This is a genomic window from Burkholderia sp. SIMBA_051 (assembly GCF_046534915.1).
In the GTDB taxonomy this organism is placed as follows: Bacteria; Pseudomonadota; Gammaproteobacteria; order Burkholderiales; family Burkholderiaceae; genus Burkholderia; species Burkholderia ambifaria.
Genome location: NZ_JAWRXS010000680.1, coordinates 1 through 247, shown reverse-complemented (window position 1 = coordinate 247; position 247 = coordinate 1). Strand labels below are relative to the sequence as shown.

At 56.7% G+C, this 247-nt stretch carries 1 protein-coding gene; it reads right to left on the bottom strand.

Annotated features, from left to right (window positions below):
- On the bottom strand, nucleotides 1–247 hold a 247-nt coding region (locus tag SB771_RS36195), incomplete at both ends, for a hemagglutinin repeat-containing protein (protein ID WP_410722185.1).

Sequence of the window (247 nt, the reverse complement as noted above, 5' to 3'; positions counted from 1 at the left end):
AAGTCGTATCGCTGCCGTCGCCATGCCCTTTCGTACCTGAGACGCCAACCTGAAACGAAATGCCGTTCGATTTACCGACACCGAACGTCACGCCGATACTGGCGCTCGATCCGCTGTTCTTGCTCTGTTGGCTGTCCGTACTTTGTGCAGCTTGCAGATTGATATCGCCCTGCGCGTTCAACGTCGCATTGTGACCTGCGCTGAGAGTGCTGCCGGTCACATTGATATCGCTATCGGCCCCTGCACC